The sequence below is a fragment of the Trinickia symbiotica genome, assembly GCF_003028655.1.
Classification (GTDB): Bacteria; Pseudomonadota; Gammaproteobacteria; order Burkholderiales; family Burkholderiaceae; genus Trinickia; species Trinickia symbiotica_A.
In genome coordinates, this window is record NZ_PYUC01000001.1 from 557,416 (window position 1) to 571,277 (window position 13,862).

The following is a 13,862-nucleotide window of genomic DNA, read 5'->3' on the forward strand; positions in this document are numbered from 1 at the left end:
TGTGCTGCCCTTCGATCATAGTCCGAAGGCCGTCCGCACCTGCGGCCCTTTTCTCGCGCAGACCAGTCCGGCGTCGGCCCGTTGCGGGTTTTGATCCGACTTTCCACAAGCTTTTCCACAGAAACTGTGGATAACTTGTCTCCCGCTGTTGGCGCTTACCAATGGTCACATGTGTGTCATTGGTTTGACAGCATGGCGCGAAGGCGCAACGAGCGTACCCCGCTTGCCCGCGCGGCGAGCGGGATGGATGCGCATGCGTCCATCTTCGTACGAGGCGCGCGCGACCGCTTCAATCGAGCAACGCTCGGATCGCCTCGGGAGGGCGACCGATCACGCCTCGCCCATCGCGGACGACAATCGGGCGCTGCAGCAGAATCGGATGCTCGGCGATCGCCTCATAGAGCGCGGCATCCGACAAGGCGGGGTCGGCAAGACCCAGGTCAAGGTACACCGACTCGGTGTCTCTCATCATGTCGCGCACCGGACCACCGAGCATGCGATGCAGTTGCTCGAGGTCCGCGACGGTCGGCGGCTCTTTGAGATATTCGACGATACGGACTGACTCGCTGGATGCGGCGAGCGCATCGCGGATGAGATCGCATGCCGCTCTCGACTTCGAACAGCGGGCGTTGTGATAAATCGTGATCATCGTGTATTGCGGTTCTTGGATGTCTGCTTCGATGTTCGAGCAACTCGATTCTACGGGCTGCAAGAGCTCTGAGAAAGCCACGCGCGGATGAGGACGCGTTTGGGAAACAGCGTCAATTCTCTCCGCCGGCGTAACGGCGAACCCGCGCCGGGCGACAAATTCATTTCACTTCTCGTCTATTGGCCTACCCTGTGTTGCACTCGATGACATTGGTATTGGAAATATAAAAAGTTCAATCCGTTTTGAGGTTCCTTTTTCAACGTTGGTCAGTAGTGCGATGTGATGGTTAGCATGCAATTTCGCGCCTTTGTCCGCATTCGCGAATGACGCGCGATGAAACTATCGCTCCAACGTGTCCGAGTTACCTCGTCGACTAGTCTGACGTCGCCGCAATCCTACTGGCCCGGTGGCATGTCCACGGTTGCAGCAACCGTCTTTATGCGCATAAACCAGCGCGACGAGCAGCTCCCTCCGGAGCAGATTACCGACGCACGGATGCGCTGACTGACCATCTTTGCCCCCGAGGCAGATGCGAAGGCCAGACACTGTTCCGCGGAAGGTACCGTCCGCGAACTGTCCGGCCCGACTGCTACCGGCAATTGACCGCGGCAAGGTTCGGTTGCTTGGATGATCTTGCTGTGGCAAGCGCGTCTCGTCGATGAACCTCATCTTGAGACTGCCTCCGGTGTGCCCGCACCCAAAAACCGCATTCCGGCGATCGGCTCTTGACGCCGATCGCGGGTCGTTGTCTTTGGACGGCGATTCGCCGTCTATCGATGAAGACCTGACTGTCGAAGTGCCCGCCGGCCACCCAGCGTTCCGTCGCCCTCGGTTTATGCGCATAAACCACTGCCGAATGGCCGAGTGTCGTCAGCTCGCCACAGAAAAACGTTGAAATAGAAATCCTTCAAGGTAGAATTCCTCGACCTCTTAAGGAGTGAATAAATTGGCAGCGGAAATCGTCGCGGTAACTCAACAAAAGGGCGGAGTCGGGAAAAGCACGATCGCCATGCACCTCGGCGCGGCCTTCCACGAAAAAGGGAAGCGGGTTCTCGTGGTCGATGCCGATGGTCAAAACACGCTGATCCATTGGGCCAGCGCATCGAACGATGGAGAAGCGGGCATTCCGTTTCCGGTCGTCAATCTCTCCGAAGCAGGCGGGCAGATCCATCGCGAGATCAAGAAGTTCATCGGCGACTACGACGTCATCGTCGTTGACTGTCCGCCCTCCATTACCGAGAAGGTCTCGGGCGTCGTCTTGTTGGCGGCTTCGATCGCAGTGATCCCTACGTCGTCATCGCCGGCTGATTACTGGTCGAGCGTCGGCCTCGTCAAGCTCGTTCAGCAAGCAAAGGTGATGAACGAGGATCTCCGCGCCGTCTTCCTCCTCAACAAGACGGAAGAAAAGCGAATGCTGACGCGCGAGTTGAAGCGCGCACTCGAGGACCTCGGATTCCCGCTGTTGAAGACACAGATTCCCACCCGTGAAGCCTACAAGCAGGCGATGGCGCTTGGACAAACCGTGCTGCAAATGAGCGATCGCGGTGCGAAGCTCGCCGCCGCCGAAATTCGAGCGTGCGCCGACGAGATCGCCGCCTTGCTCCCATGAGTTTATGCGCATAAAGGACACCCCCATGAAACCTTCCCAGTTCGCCAAAGGCTTTCAAACGCGCCCCGACACGACGAGTAGCGAGAAGCGAACCGCGCTCGATCGCCTCAATGCCATCGACAACCTCGTGAAGAATGACGCGCCCGCGGCGGCCAAGCCGGCGGCGTCTCTCCATGAAGTACCGATCGCGCCAGCTGCCGATGACGAACAAGCGTCGAACGAATCGCCCGAATACCGCGCGTGGCGCCGGGCACATGGATATAGGCCCGGTCAAATCATCGAGCTGGATCTCAAAGCGATCAAACCAAGCCCGTTCAACCCGCGGCATTTCTATCTGAAATCGTCGATCGCCGAGCTCGCCGTCAATCTCGCCAAGCAGGGCCAGCAGCAGGCAATACACGTCATTCCCGATTACGCCAACCCGGGGACCTACTTCGTCAGCGACGGTGGCCGACGCGTCCGAGCACTGAAAGAAGCCAACAAGGAGACGGTAAAAGCTGTCGTCGTCGATATTTCAGTCGGCATCGAAAGCTACAAGCTCGGCTACGATCTCAACGTTCAGCGTGATTCGCAGACGGTGTTCGACAATGCCGTCGTCTGGAGACGCTTCCTCGACGAAAAGCACTTCCAGAGCCAGAAGGAACTCGCCGAACATCTCGGACTCGACGAGTCAACGGTGGCGGTGGCGCTTTCACTATCGAAGCTGCCGGAGACGATCATGCAGGAAATGGTGGCGAGACCCGATCGCTTCGGCTCGAACATGGCCTACCAGGTCGGCCGGTATCATTCGGCCCGAGGCGTCGATGCGACGCTTCGCTTGATCAACAAAATTGTGTCGGACGACTTGAGCACGCGCCAGGTGGCCGACATCGTCAAAGGACGCACGGGCCCGCAGGAAAGTGCGAAGCCCGCGACCCGTCAGCGCTACGCGCAGCGAATGGAAATCAAGCTCGACGGCGTCTCGGTCGGCGACCTGAAATCATATGGCGACGATCGGCTCGAGTTGCGGTTGCGCGGACTATCGCGCGAAAAGCGCGACGACATCCTTCGGCAGATCGAACAGATCCTGCAATCCGAGCGGAAATAACCGCATGTGGGTCGTGCCTCTTTGGCACGATTCGCCGGCTGCGTCCGCGAGCGGGAAGGGGAGGGGAGCGCAGCGCGCCGAAAACTTGCGACGAGCGTGCGTCTCAGGCCGCCCGCGAATGGCTCAGCGTGAAAGCTAACAGATCGCCGTCGGTCGGTTCGCCCCACGTTTTGCGAGCGAGCCAGTCAAAAAACGCTGTTTCGACGAGTTTCGAATTGAGTCCCCGGCGACGCCAGTCCTCGCGCAGATGCGGCCCCAACGCCGGCAAGGCGTCTTCCTCGAATGAGCGCCGCGCGAGTTCCTGTTCCGATTCGCCTTGCTCCTCGTACAGAGCCCTCGCTTCATTGCGGCGATATGCGGCGTACTCGTCGAGCAGGCGGGCCTTCAATTCGTCGGCCGGCGCGGCGATAGCCGGGCCCTTCGCGGCGTTACCGCCGGACTGGACGACTTCGACCGCCGGCGCGTAGCCCTTCTTCAAGGCATCCTTGAACAAGGCGGCCGCGCTGCGCACGGGGGGCAGCGTCGTACTACGCATGCGCTGCTCGGTCATCTGAAGCGCCGCGCGAATCCGGTTCTCCTCGCTATCGGCATAGAGCGTTTGCGCTTCCTTGAGCGGAATGCCGATCTTCACCATGCGATCGACGAGCGTGCTGTCGAATACATTCGGATGCTCGTCGAGCGCAAGCATCGGCTGCTTACGCTCGGTGACGCGGAACTGGATTTCAGCGACACGCCGCCCTTCGCGATGCTCGATCAATTCGACGAAGATGTTCGTGACCGCGTTCACTTCAGCGATTGCCGGCCGCAGGTAATCGCGCTTGAAATATTTGTATTCGCGCTTCGCTTCGTCTCCGGCCTCGTTGTCGGGCGTGCCCGAGAGGATCGGCCGCCACCAGGCCCACGACTCACGCATCGTCAGGTGGCTCGGATTCGTCAGATAACGTACGCAGATTTCGTAGAGCGCAAGACCTGCGCTGCTGCGCAGCTGACTTTGGAACTGAAGACTCAGGCGTGCATACTGCACCGGGTCCAGCAACTTCTTCTTGATCTTCGGCGCAAACGAGAATTCGACCCATACGCGGCGCGTAGCCGGATCCTCGAGAATTTCGGCATCGGCGATCAGCGTCGAGATGCCCCACTTGCGGCCCGGCTTCTGGCTCGACGTCCCTTGACTCCATTCGACCTGCACGGACACCATCCGTCGCAGATGCTCTTTGACGAGCGCGGTATCGTTCGAATCGAACGCGGAGTTGGCGACGATGTCCGACAGGAGCGCGCGGTAGGTGTCGCCGGACTCGTCCGCCTGCTGGGCGACGGCCAACAACACATTGAACAACTTGCGTGTGAGCAGCGTGATCTTGCCGCTCTTCGGCTGGATGGCAATCGCTTCGACGGCCTTGCGCAGTTCCGCGGAGCTTGGACCCACGACATCGGTTTTCTTTGCGCGCTTCGTTACCATGCATCGGATCCGGAAGGGATTTTCGCAAGAGGATACCTAGTGCGGTGAAGCACGTCTATAGCGGCACTCTCACCGTTTCCGGGTGATCGTCGTTTCTCGGCATCCACTCACCTGCAGCGCTCCCGGAAAGGCTCACCTCGCTGCCCACGTCCCACCGGTCCGTATTCGTTGTCCGTCGTGGATCCCTGTTCGAATCGGCCGGCAAGCGTGCCGTCGAACGCGTCGCATCGGCTCCCGAACTCCCTCACCGAGGGGCGCTGTCGCAATTTCGCGACGAATAGAGTGGCAGTCAGCGAGCCCGCGTTCTCGTCGGCCACCACAGGCCAGACATACCCAGCCCGTCGCCCGATTGCGGACCGCTCAGCGCGCCGCTCAAGACGGTAGATGCACAGGCAGGGCGTCTCGGTCCCGAAAAGCCTCACCTACGAAGTCTCTGAACCGCAGACGGCATGGGGTAGCTCCGTCATGATGCGCGCGGTTGCCCCTCTGACGGCTCCCGCAGAGGCTCACCATTGCTTTTCAGCGACGCCGATACGGCCGCCGAAGCATCGTCGCAATCGATTCCCGAAAACCCTCACCGCAACTTCGCAGCCGTCGCGAAATTCGCTGTTGCTTCGGCCACTTACGTCGAGAATCTCGCGCATCACTTACGTTTCAGTATGCTCCCGAAGAGCCTCACCTTTAGCGGAGAGGAGAGTTTCACGGACCCGCCGCATCTCACCGATCGCAGCTCCCTGAAAAGCCTCACCTTAGATGGCAATCGACATACGTTCGATGACTCACCTAACAACGCAGACGCGCGATTCAGCGAAAGTAATGACTAACTTACCAATGTGAGTTGCAACGGTACTTCGCGGCATGTCCCGAAAGCGCTCACCTTAAGGTAACGGGCTTGCTTCCCGCAAAGCTGCACCGATGCCCGACAGCCGCGCCCCGAATTACCTCACCTTTGACGCCGCGCGCACCTTCTCGGGCCGAACAACACGTCGTCGCCGCTCGAGACCAGCCGCGTTCCCGGATAACCTCACCTTTAACGTTCAATGCCTTCACCGACCGTCTCCGTCGCCCGCAAAAGCTCACCGAAATTGGGCTTTGGCTCCCGAATGCTTTCACCATGCCGGCTCAACAGGCGGAATTGGCACTGCGAGAGCCTATTCCGAGAAGTCCCGCAAAACCTCACCGATGACCAGATCGAAGCGACTCAGAACAGGTCGCCCGCATAAGCCTGCCAGGCCCATAATTCCCGAAGTCGCTCACCTCGCCATCACATCAGATCGGCGACGAGTCCTGAATCCGCTCACGTCCTGTCCCGCAAACGCTCACGCGCATCCCTGAACCTCATCACTGATGCGTCCCGCAAATGCTCACGATCTTTCCCGGAAGGCTTCACCTTGGCGCCGGCAAACCCTTATCCAGCAAGGCCCCCCGGAGTCGTTAACTTCTTTTAACAAGGTTCAAGGGTGTTTACTTCAATGACTCTCAAGCAAAGGCCGTGTGTCTTCCCAAAAAGCCGTTCCACTGCTTGCGAAGGTCGCCGTGAAACAAGTGAACGAACAGCCCGCAGGCACACAAACTCCTTATACAACAAGGCATTAGGTGCGTTTTTTAGTTTTGTTTCACGAAGTTGACACCCCGGCTTTGTCGAAAGCCGCCCCAACGGAGTTCAAGGTCCACAGATTCGCCAAAACGCAACGCCAATGGTCTCGTCGGTAGTGTACGTTACGTAATGCGTTATGATCGCTACGATTCAAATCGCCGAGGTACATCTCCGTGACTATAGACGACGAGCGGCGAGCGATTCGCCTGGAACTCGAATCGATGAAGGCGAGCGGCGCTCATCGGCGGGACCTTTCGCTCCACGCTTGCAAACGGCTCTTTTTCGATCTTGGCATACGACCATCGATGGCGGCTGTCCGAGACTTGACGCAAACCGGCAGTGCTAGCGATATCCCGAAAGACATCGACCATTTCTGGGAACGAATTCGCGCGGCATCGAAGGTTCGAATCGGATCGGGCGCCATCCCGCCCGCTCTCGAGGAGAAAGCGGGCGAACTGCTTGGCGAGCTTTTCCGCCAAGCACTGGTCGTCGCTCGGGATTCGCTCGAATCGGAACGTCGAGATTTGCATGCCCTGACGGATGACACCGAGCGGCGCCTGCGCGAAGCGGAAATCCGCCGTCAGGCGTCAGACGAAGCTTTGCAGCGCAGCGAAGCGCGAGCGGAGGCAGCGTGGGCACGCGTTCGCGAGCTGGAAGCGGAACTGGCCTCCTCTGCCACGCGAGGCGCCTCGACTCAAGAGACGTTGCAGGCCGCGCTCACGCGGCTCGAAGCCGACAACAAAAAGCTGACCGAGCATCTAAAGACCGAAACGGCCGCGAATGCCGCGCTGCGCGAACGCATCGACGGGCTACAGGCGGAAATGCGGCAGAACGCCGAACACTATGCCGCCCAGATCAAAGATGCGATTGCCGAAGCGGAGCGTCGCGTGAAGCCGATGCTCGTCGAGCTCGATTCGCTGCGCGGCATGGCATCGACCTATCAGGCTGGCATTCGCGACGCGAGCCGCAAGGAATTCGACTTCATCCAGCAGCTGAGTGCCGCCAAAACCCGCTCCGACCGACTGGATGCGCAGGTTCGCGACCAATCCGACGAGATCGACGCGCTGACACGCGAGCTCAACGCATTGCGCGCGCGAGCCGCAGTGTCCCCGGAAGTTGCCTCGGTTGTCTGTGCGCTGGCTCGGTCGGGTCGGCTCGGCGCGCATGATTTCGACGAACTGGGAACGGCCCTCGACAATCATGTCGACGTTCCTTCGCGTTGCCCCAAATGCGACGACGGGGAACCCGAGCTCGCTCAGGTCGACGGACGATACGAACTATCGTGTCCCGAATGCGAGCACAGCTCGGGCATGGGCTGCTCGCGGCTCGAGGCGGTTGCACGCTTCCTGAATGCGGCGGGCGCCTCGCCTGGCTGAGGCGATCCGGAAGCAGGAGGACTCGTCGCTGTTTTGGCTCCTCCGCGTCGTCTAATGGTGAGCTTTCCCGGGAGCTGAAAAGTGAGCCTTTTCGGGAGCGGGGGATAGTGTGAACGGCATCGCAGGCAGGCGTGGCCTGCTGTTTCCGCGATGCGACGTGCCCGGCCGCGCCGCCTCCGCCTAGCCGCGCCGCTCCGGTCTCCGCACGAGTCGATGCGGGCGTTCGGCGGCCTGGCGTGATCGCTCGGCTCGCTCGGCCTCCTCATAGGCCGATACGACGAATGCGAACGCCGCGGGTAAAGCATTGGATCGCCCGAACGTCGCCGGGTCGTCCGTTTCCGGATAGTTCATATCGGCCGGACGTTTGAAAAGCTCGGCAATGAACCCGTCGTGCCGGCTGGCGAAGCCCAGGTCGGCGAGCGCCTCTGCTTCGATGGCGTGCAGGAGGCGCCATGTCAACGGCACGCCCTGCACGATGTACCGCGCCGCGATATTCCGGACGATCTGCTCGAGGTCGCGCGCCGCCGCTTGAAAGCGCAGCGCGGCAAGGTCTTGTTCTTTCATGGCCCGCGCCTGTTTTTGAGATGAAGTACTGTACAAATATACAGCATCTCGGGGCGATGGCAAACCTCGGATTCGTGCGCCGGATCAGCCGTGGATGACGACGAGCAGCGCTTTCGCGTCGCCTTTGCCGGCGTTACGAATGGCATGCGGCACGTCGGCGACGTACCGCGCCGTATCGGCGGCTTTAAGACGCCTCGCGATGCCGTTCGCTTCGACTTCGACCGTCCCCTGCAATACGGTCAGGTGCTCACGTGTACCCGGTTCGTGCGCATTCGAGACGAGCGCGCCGCCGGCCTGCAGCGTAAGCTCATACCATTCGAATTTCCCGGCGAGCTCGATGGGTCCCCAGACGCGAAGCTGATATTTGGCGTCGTGGCCATCGAGTGTCGGGATGTCGTGCGGCCCCGCCACGCTGATCGTCTCGGGCGCCTTTTGCGCCGCGAAGAGTTGATCGAGGCTCACCCCCAGCGCATTCGTCAGCCGCCACGCGACGGCGATCGTCGGATTCGCCTTGTCGCGCTCGATTTCCGAAAGCATCGATTTTGAGACGCCGGCTGACCGCGAGAGATCGTCGAGTGTCATGTTGCGCTCGGTGCGCAGCCGCTGGATCTGTTCGCCGACGCGCGGCGGCGCGGCGAGCGCCGACGTAGGCGACATAGTGGGCGGGGACGACGGCGCGCGCGGGCCACGCCGGCTGGCGGTGCTTGCCATTTGGTTTCCGATCGCTTAAAGTTGTTCGATATATCGAACTAACGTTCGACAAAACGAAATTGTCCGCTGGATGCGATAAGCGACTATAACAGCAACAGGGCCGCCTTTCGCCGGAGATCCCGGTGAGTGACGCGGTGCAATCCGACTCTTACAGGAGCCTCTCCGATGCGCGAAACCTATCTCGCCCATCTGCGCAGCACGATCGATCAGATTCGCGCAGACGGTTTTTACAAGTCCGAACGTGTGATTGCGAGCCCGCAGTCGGCCGCGGTGCGCCTCGCGAGCGGCGCGGATTTGCTGAATTTCTGTGCGAATAACTATCTGGGTCTCGCCGATGACTCGAGGCTGATCGCGGCGGCGAAAGAAGGGCTCGACAACGATGGGTTCGGTATGGCATCGGTGCGGTTCATCTGCGGCACGCAATCTGTGCACAAACAACTCGAGCGCGCACTCGCAGCGTTCCTCGGTACCGATGACTCGATTCTTTATTCGAGCTGTTTCGACGCGAACGGCGGCCTCTTCGAGACGTTGACCGATGAAAACGACGCGATCATCAGCGACGAGCTCAACCATGCGAGCATCATCGACGGCGTCCGGCTCTCGAAAGCGAAGCGCTATCGCTACAAGAATAACGACCTTGCCGACCTCGAAGCGAAGCTGCGCGAAGCGGATGCCGCCGGTGCGCGTTTTAAGCTAATCGCGACGGACGGCGTATTCTCGATGGACGGCATCATCGCGAACCTCGCCGGCATCTGCGATCTCGCCGATCGGTACGGCGCGCTCGTGATGGTCGACGATTCGCACGCCGTCGGCTTCGTTGGCGAGCATGGCCGAGGCACGCCGGAATATTGCGGCGTCGAAGGGCGTATCGACATCCTGACGGGAACGCTCGGCAAGGCGCTGGGGGGCGCATCGGGCGGATACGTCGCCGCGCGCCGCGAAATCGTCGAGCTGTTGCGCCAGCGCTCGCGGCCCTATCTCTTCTCGAACACGCTCGCGCCGAGTATCGCCGCCGCTTCCCTGAAAGTGCTCGAGCTATTGCAAAGCGAAGAAGGTGCGCATCTGCGCAAGCGTGTCCGCGCCAATGGTGAGCGTTTTCGGGAGGCGATGAGCGCCGCCGGTTTTACGCTCGTACCGGGCGAGCACCCGATCATTCCAGTGATGCTCGGCGATGCGCTCGTCGCCTCACGCATGGCCGATGCGCTGCTACACGAGGGCATCTATGTGATCGGCTTCTCGTATCCCGTCGTCCCCAAGGGACGTGCGCGCATTCGCACGCAAATGAGCGCGGCGCATACGCCGGAGCAGATCGACCGGGCCGTCGACGCATTCGAGCGCGTGGGCGCAACGCTCGGCGTCATTTGATCGGTTGACGGAGGAGACAAAGAAATGAGAGCACTTGCAAAGCTCGAACGCGCACCAGGCCTCACGCTGACCGACGTGGCGAAGCCCGAGGTCGGCCACAACGATGTCCTGATCCGCATCAGGAAGACGGCGATTTGCGGTACCGACATTCATATCTGGAAGTGGGACGACTGGGCGCAAAAGACGATTCCCGTGCCGATGCACGTCGGCCACGAGTATGTCGGCGAGATCGTCGACATGGGACAGGAAGTGCGGGGCTTTTCGATCGGCGATCGCGTGTCGGGCGAAGGGCATATCACTTGCGGCTTTTGCCGGAACTGCCGCGCGGGGCGGCGCCATCTATGCCGCAACACGGTGGGCGTCGGCGTCAATCGCGAGGGCGCGTTCGCCGAATATCTGGTCATTCCGGCGTTCAATGCATTCAGGATTCCAGACGAAATTTCGGACGACCTCGCCTCGATATTCGATCCGTTCGGCAACGCGACGCATACGGCGCTGTCGTTCAATCTCGTCGGCGAGGATGTGCTGATTACCGGGGCCGGGCCAATCGGCATCATGGCGGCGGCGATCGCGAAGCACGTCGGTGCGCGCAACGTCGTCATCACGGACGTCAACGATTACCGGCTCGCGCTTGCGCGCAAAATGGGTGCGACGCGCGCGGTCAACGTCGCCCGCGAATCGCTGCGCGATGTCATGAGCGAGTTGCATATGACGGAAGGCTTCGACGTCGGCCTCGAAATGTCGGGCGTTCCGAGTGCATTTACGAGCCTGCTCGAAGCGATGAACCACGGCGGCAAGGTCGCGCTGCTCGGTATTCCGCCCGCCCAGACAGCGATCGATTGGAATCAGGTCATCTTCAAGGGTCTCGAAATCAAGGGCATTTACGGGCGCGAGATGTTCGAGACCTGGTACAAGATGGTCGCCATGCTGCAAAGCGGGCTCGACTTGTCCCCGATACTGACGCATCGCTTCCCGGTCGACGAGTATCAGACGGCGTTCTCGACGATGCTCTCGGGCGAGAGCGGCAAGGTCATTCTCGACTGGACTGCCGCCTGATCGCCGCGCGGCTATGCCGAAACGCGGCGCAGGCGATCATTGCGCGTCGCTGTCCACCTGTGCCGCGCCCGCCTTCTTTTTCGCAAACTCGGCTTCGATCCTCACGCGCACCTCGTCGCCGACCGCGGGGTACCAGGTGGAGAGGCCGAACTGCGCGCGGCTGAATCTGCCGCTGGCCGAAAACCCGAGCGTGTCCTCCTTCGTGAGCGGGTTGGGCCCATAGCCATGGAAAGTCACGTCCAGCGTCACGGGGCGCGTGACGCCTCGGATAGTCAACTCTCCTTCCAATGTACCTGCGGCGGCCCCCGTGGGGGTAAAGCGCGTGCTGACGAAGCGAATCGTCGGATAGGTTTCGGCGTCGAGCATGTCCTTCCCTTTCACTAGCTTGTCGAGCAAAGGAACATTCGTGTCGACGCTCGAGGCGTCGATCGAAGCATCGACGGTGCTTGCCGCGAGCCCGCCTTCTTTCCAGATGAGCATGGCATGCGCCCGATCGAATCGAATCACGAAACGTGAGTACTTCAGATGGTCCACATCGAAGATGACGCTCCAGTGGTGAGTGTCCAATGAATATTGCCCGGGTGGTACGCGCGTTTCGTCAGTACCTACGGTATGGGTGACGACACGCAGCGGCGTGCAGGCAGGCATGAGCGCCGACGTCGCGGCGACCGTTAGCGCAACGAGGACGCGCGGAATCAGTCTCCTCACCGTGCAATACATTCTCATCTCACCACCGCCATGAAGTTGTGCGAATCGTAGCTTATACGCGCGCGCTTCGCCGATAAAGCGCCGATCGCGGCGAACGGTCGCGGAATGAATGAGAACGTGCGAGAAGGAGCGAAAAGACGAAGAAGGAGAACGATCGTTCTGCTTTGAACTTGACAAGGGAGAATGATCGTTCTACCTTCATCGCCATGAAAACGCTCGATCATCCACTTAGCAGTCCCGACGAGTCCGCTTCGTCCGCTTTGCCCGTACGCGAACGCTTGCTCGAAGCGGCGGAGGCGCTTGTCTATGCTGGCGGAATCCACGCAACGGGCGTCGACGCGATCGTTCGGCAGTCCGCGGCAACGCGCAAGAGCTTTTATACGTACTTCGAATCGAAGGACGCGCTCGTCGCCGCGGCGCTCGAGCGGCGGCACGAACGCTGGATGAACTGGTTCGTCGAGGGCACGCGGCGAAGCGGGCGTACACCGCGTGCGCAGTTGCTGGGCCTCTTCGATGTACTGCGCGAATGGTTTTCGTCGCCCGCCTTTCATGGCTGCGCTTTTCTCAATGCGTCCGGCGAGATCGCCGCGCCCGACGATCCGATCCGCATCGTGGCGCGCGAGCATAAGGCGCAGTTGTTGCATTTCGTTCAGGCGCTATTCGAGGCGCACATCGCCGAGAGGGGCGGCAATGCACGTGAGGCGGCCGCGCTCGCTCGGCAATGGTTGATTCTCATAGACGGTGCGATCGGCGTCGCGTTGGTCACCGGTGCGCCGAGCGCGGCGCGCGACGCACGCGCCGCGGCTGAGCGCTTGCTCGACGCAACGAGCGCCGTGGCACCGCGAACCGGGGGCGCCCGCCCGAAGACAGGGCGAACCTCCAATCGGAAGAATGTCTGACCGACCATCCCAACTCGCAAGGAGATGCCGATGTCCACGACGAACCAGCAAGAGCAAGTCCGCCCACCGTTACCGCCGTTCACGCGCGAAACCGCGATGCGTAAAGTTCGTGCAGCCGAAGACGGATGGAACACTCGCGACCCCGAGCGCGTTGCACTGGCCTATACGCCGCAAAGCTTCTGGCGCAATCGTGCCGAATTCGTTACGGGGCGTCCGGAGATCGTCGCATTCCTTCGCCGCAAATGGGCGAAGGAGCTCGATTATCGACTCATCAAAGAACTATGGGCGCATGACGGCAATCGCATTGCCGTTCGGTTCGCCTACGAGTGGCACGACGATTCGGGCAATTGGTTTCGCTCGTACGGCAACGAGAACTGGGAATTCGACGAGCATGGTTTGATGGCGCGGCGCTTCGCCTGTATCAACGATCTTCCGATACAAGAAAGCGAGCGTCTCTATCACTGGCCGCTCGGTCGCCGTCCCGACGATCATCCGGGGCTGTCGGATCTCGGGCTCTGAGCGATCCCACACCGTTGGCGGTATCCATTCAGCGTCGCGCCCGCCCGGTTCGTGGCGGCCGGCTTATCCGTCCGAGAATTTCCTCCTCGCATGATGTGGTGGCATTGCTGTACAGTGCGCGGCGAGCGGCACCGAGCCGCGAAGGCAATGACAGAGTGCCGGCTCCGTGCCGGTGGGCGGAGAGCATATGCGTCTTTCGTGGATGGGTACCGGGAATCGGTATGGCAAAGCGGTGCGTGCCGCGTCGCTGCTGCTCGCGACCT

The 13,862-nt window shown here is 60.9% G+C and carries 13 protein-coding genes; 8 read left to right on the forward strand and 5 right to left on the reverse strand.

Annotated features, from left to right (window positions below):
• Positions 1-289 precede the first annotated feature (289 nt).
• Entirely contained in the window at positions 290-649 is a 360-nt protein-coding gene (gene arsC, locus C9I57_RS02460; protein ID WP_107149259.1) for an arsenate reductase (glutaredoxin), read from the reverse strand.
• A gap of 946 nt (positions 650-1,595) precedes the next feature.
• Between arsC and parA the strand changes: the two genes are divergently transcribed.
• Entirely contained in the window at positions 1,596-2,258 is a 663-nt protein-coding gene (parA, locus tag C9I57_RS02465) for a ParA family partition ATPase (RefSeq protein ID WP_107149033.1), read from the forward strand.
• Positions 2,259-2,283: 25 nt separating this feature from the next.
• Positions 2,284-3,345 carry a ParB/RepB/Spo0J family partition protein gene (locus tag C9I57_RS02470; RefSeq protein ID WP_107149034.1) on the forward strand — a complete coding sequence of 354 codons (1,062 nt, stop codon included), beginning with the start codon at positions 2,284-2,286 and terminating at the stop codon, positions 3,343-3,345.
• 103 nt (positions 3,346-3,448) lie between these two features.
• On the opposite strand, the gene C9I57_RS02475 is transcribed toward C9I57_RS02470, so the two are convergent.
• Positions 3,449-4,804 carry a replication initiation protein gene (locus tag C9I57_RS02475; RefSeq protein ID WP_107149035.1) on the reverse strand — a complete coding sequence of 452 codons (1,356 nt, stop codon included), beginning with the start codon at positions 4,802-4,804 and terminating at the stop codon, positions 3,449-3,451.
• A gap of 512 nt (positions 4,805-5,316) precedes the next feature.
• On the opposite strand from C9I57_RS02475, the gene C9I57_RS02480 reads away from it, so the two are divergent.
• Both C9I57_RS02480 and C9I57_RS02485 read left to right on the forward strand, forming a co-directional pair.
• A complete protein-coding gene (locus C9I57_RS02480) occupies positions 5,317-5,628 on the forward strand; it encodes a hypothetical protein (RefSeq protein ID WP_107149036.1) in 312 nt (103 codons plus the stop codon).
• Between the two features lie 946 nt (positions 5,629-6,574).
• Entirely contained in the window at positions 6,575-7,777 is a 1,203-nt protein-coding gene (locus tag C9I57_RS02485) for a DNA-binding protein (RefSeq protein ID WP_107149037.1), read from the forward strand.
• Positions 7,778-7,957: 180 nt separating this feature from the next.
• Here C9I57_RS02485 and C9I57_RS02490 read toward each other — a convergent pair whose 3' ends face one another.
• Positions 7,958-8,341, reverse strand: coding sequence for a DUF2471 family protein (locus C9I57_RS02490; protein WP_107149038.1), 384 nt, complete (start codon positions 8,339-8,341; stop codon positions 7,958-7,960).
• Positions 8,342-8,425: 84 nt separating this feature from the next.
• Positions 8,426-9,052 carry a helix-turn-helix domain-containing protein gene (locus C9I57_RS02495; protein ID WP_107149039.1) on the reverse strand — a complete coding sequence of 209 codons (627 nt, stop codon included), beginning with the start codon at positions 9,050-9,052 and terminating at the stop codon, positions 8,426-8,428.
• Positions 9,053-9,217: 165 nt separating this feature from the next.
• On the opposite strand from C9I57_RS02495, the gene C9I57_RS02500 reads away from it, so the two are divergent.
• Together C9I57_RS02500 and tdh are read left to right on the forward strand one after the other, a co-directional pair.
• Positions 9,218-10,417: a glycine C-acetyltransferase gene (locus C9I57_RS02500; protein ID WP_107149040.1), complete on the forward strand. Its 1,200-nt coding sequence runs from the start codon at positions 9,218-9,220 to the stop codon at positions 10,415-10,417.
• 24 nt (positions 10,418-10,441) lie between these two features.
• On the forward strand, positions 10,442-11,473 hold the full coding sequence (gene tdh / locus C9I57_RS02505) for an L-threonine 3-dehydrogenase (RefSeq protein ID WP_107149041.1): 1,032 nt from the start codon (positions 10,442-10,444) through the stop codon (positions 11,471-11,473).
• A 36-nt stretch (positions 11,474-11,509) separates the two neighbouring features.
• Here the strand turns inward: tdh and C9I57_RS02510 are convergent, their stop codons facing one another.
• Positions 11,510-12,121, reverse strand: a complete 612-nt coding sequence (locus C9I57_RS02510; RefSeq protein WP_258187477.1) for a YceI family protein — start codon at positions 12,119-12,121, stop codon at positions 11,510-11,512.
• 266 nt (positions 12,122-12,387) lie between these two features.
• On the opposite strand from C9I57_RS02510, the gene C9I57_RS02515 reads away from it, so the two are divergent.
• Together C9I57_RS02515 and C9I57_RS02520 are read left to right on the forward strand one after the other, a co-directional pair.
• Entirely contained in the window at positions 12,388-13,080 is a 693-nt protein-coding gene (locus C9I57_RS02515; protein WP_107149043.1) for a TetR/AcrR family transcriptional regulator, read from the forward strand.
• 30 nt (positions 13,081-13,110) lie between these two features.
• Positions 13,111-13,599 (forward strand): nuclear transport factor 2 family protein, encoded by a 489-nt coding sequence (locus tag C9I57_RS02520; protein WP_107149044.1) that lies wholly within the window; start codon positions 13,111-13,113, stop codon positions 13,597-13,599.
• Positions 13,600-13,862 lie beyond the last annotated feature (263 nt).

What these genes read in the sequence shown, in the direction of transcription:
- arsC (WP_107149259.1), bottom strand. Translation starts at nt 649, where the DNA reads ATGATCACGATTTATCACAACGCCCGCTGTTCGAAGTCGAGAGCGGCA.
- C9I57_RS02470 (WP_107149034.1), top strand. Translation starts at nt 2,284, where the DNA reads ATGAAACCTTCCCAGTTCGCCAAAGGCTTTCAAACGCGCCCCGACACG.
- C9I57_RS02475 (WP_107149035.1), bottom strand. Translation starts at nt 4,804, where the DNA reads ATGGTAACGAAGCGCGCAAAGAAAACCGATGTCGTGGGTCCAAGCTCC.
- C9I57_RS02490 (WP_107149038.1), bottom strand. Translation starts at nt 8,341, where the DNA reads ATGAAAGAACAAGACCTTGCCGCGCTGCGCTTTCAAGCGGCGGCGCGC.
- C9I57_RS02495 (WP_107149039.1), bottom strand. Translation starts at nt 9,052, where the DNA reads ATGGCAAGCACCGCCAGCCGGCGTGGCCCGCGCGCGCCGTCGTCCCCG.
- C9I57_RS02500 (WP_107149040.1), top strand. Translation starts at nt 9,218, where the DNA reads ATGCGCGAAACCTATCTCGCCCATCTGCGCAGCACGATCGATCAGATT.
- tdh (WP_107149041.1), top strand. Translation starts at nt 10,442, where the DNA reads ATGAGAGCACTTGCAAAGCTCGAACGCGCACCAGGCCTCACGCTGACC.
- C9I57_RS02510 (WP_258187477.1), bottom strand. Translation starts at nt 12,121, where the DNA reads ATGCCTGCCTGCACGCCGCTGCGTGTCGTCACCCATACCGTAGGTACT.
- C9I57_RS02515 (WP_107149043.1), top strand. Translation starts at nt 12,388, where the DNA reads ATGAAAACGCTCGATCATCCACTTAGCAGTCCCGACGAGTCCGCTTCG.
- C9I57_RS02520 (WP_107149044.1), top strand. Translation starts at nt 13,111, where the DNA reads ATGTCCACGACGAACCAGCAAGAGCAAGTCCGCCCACCGTTACCGCCG.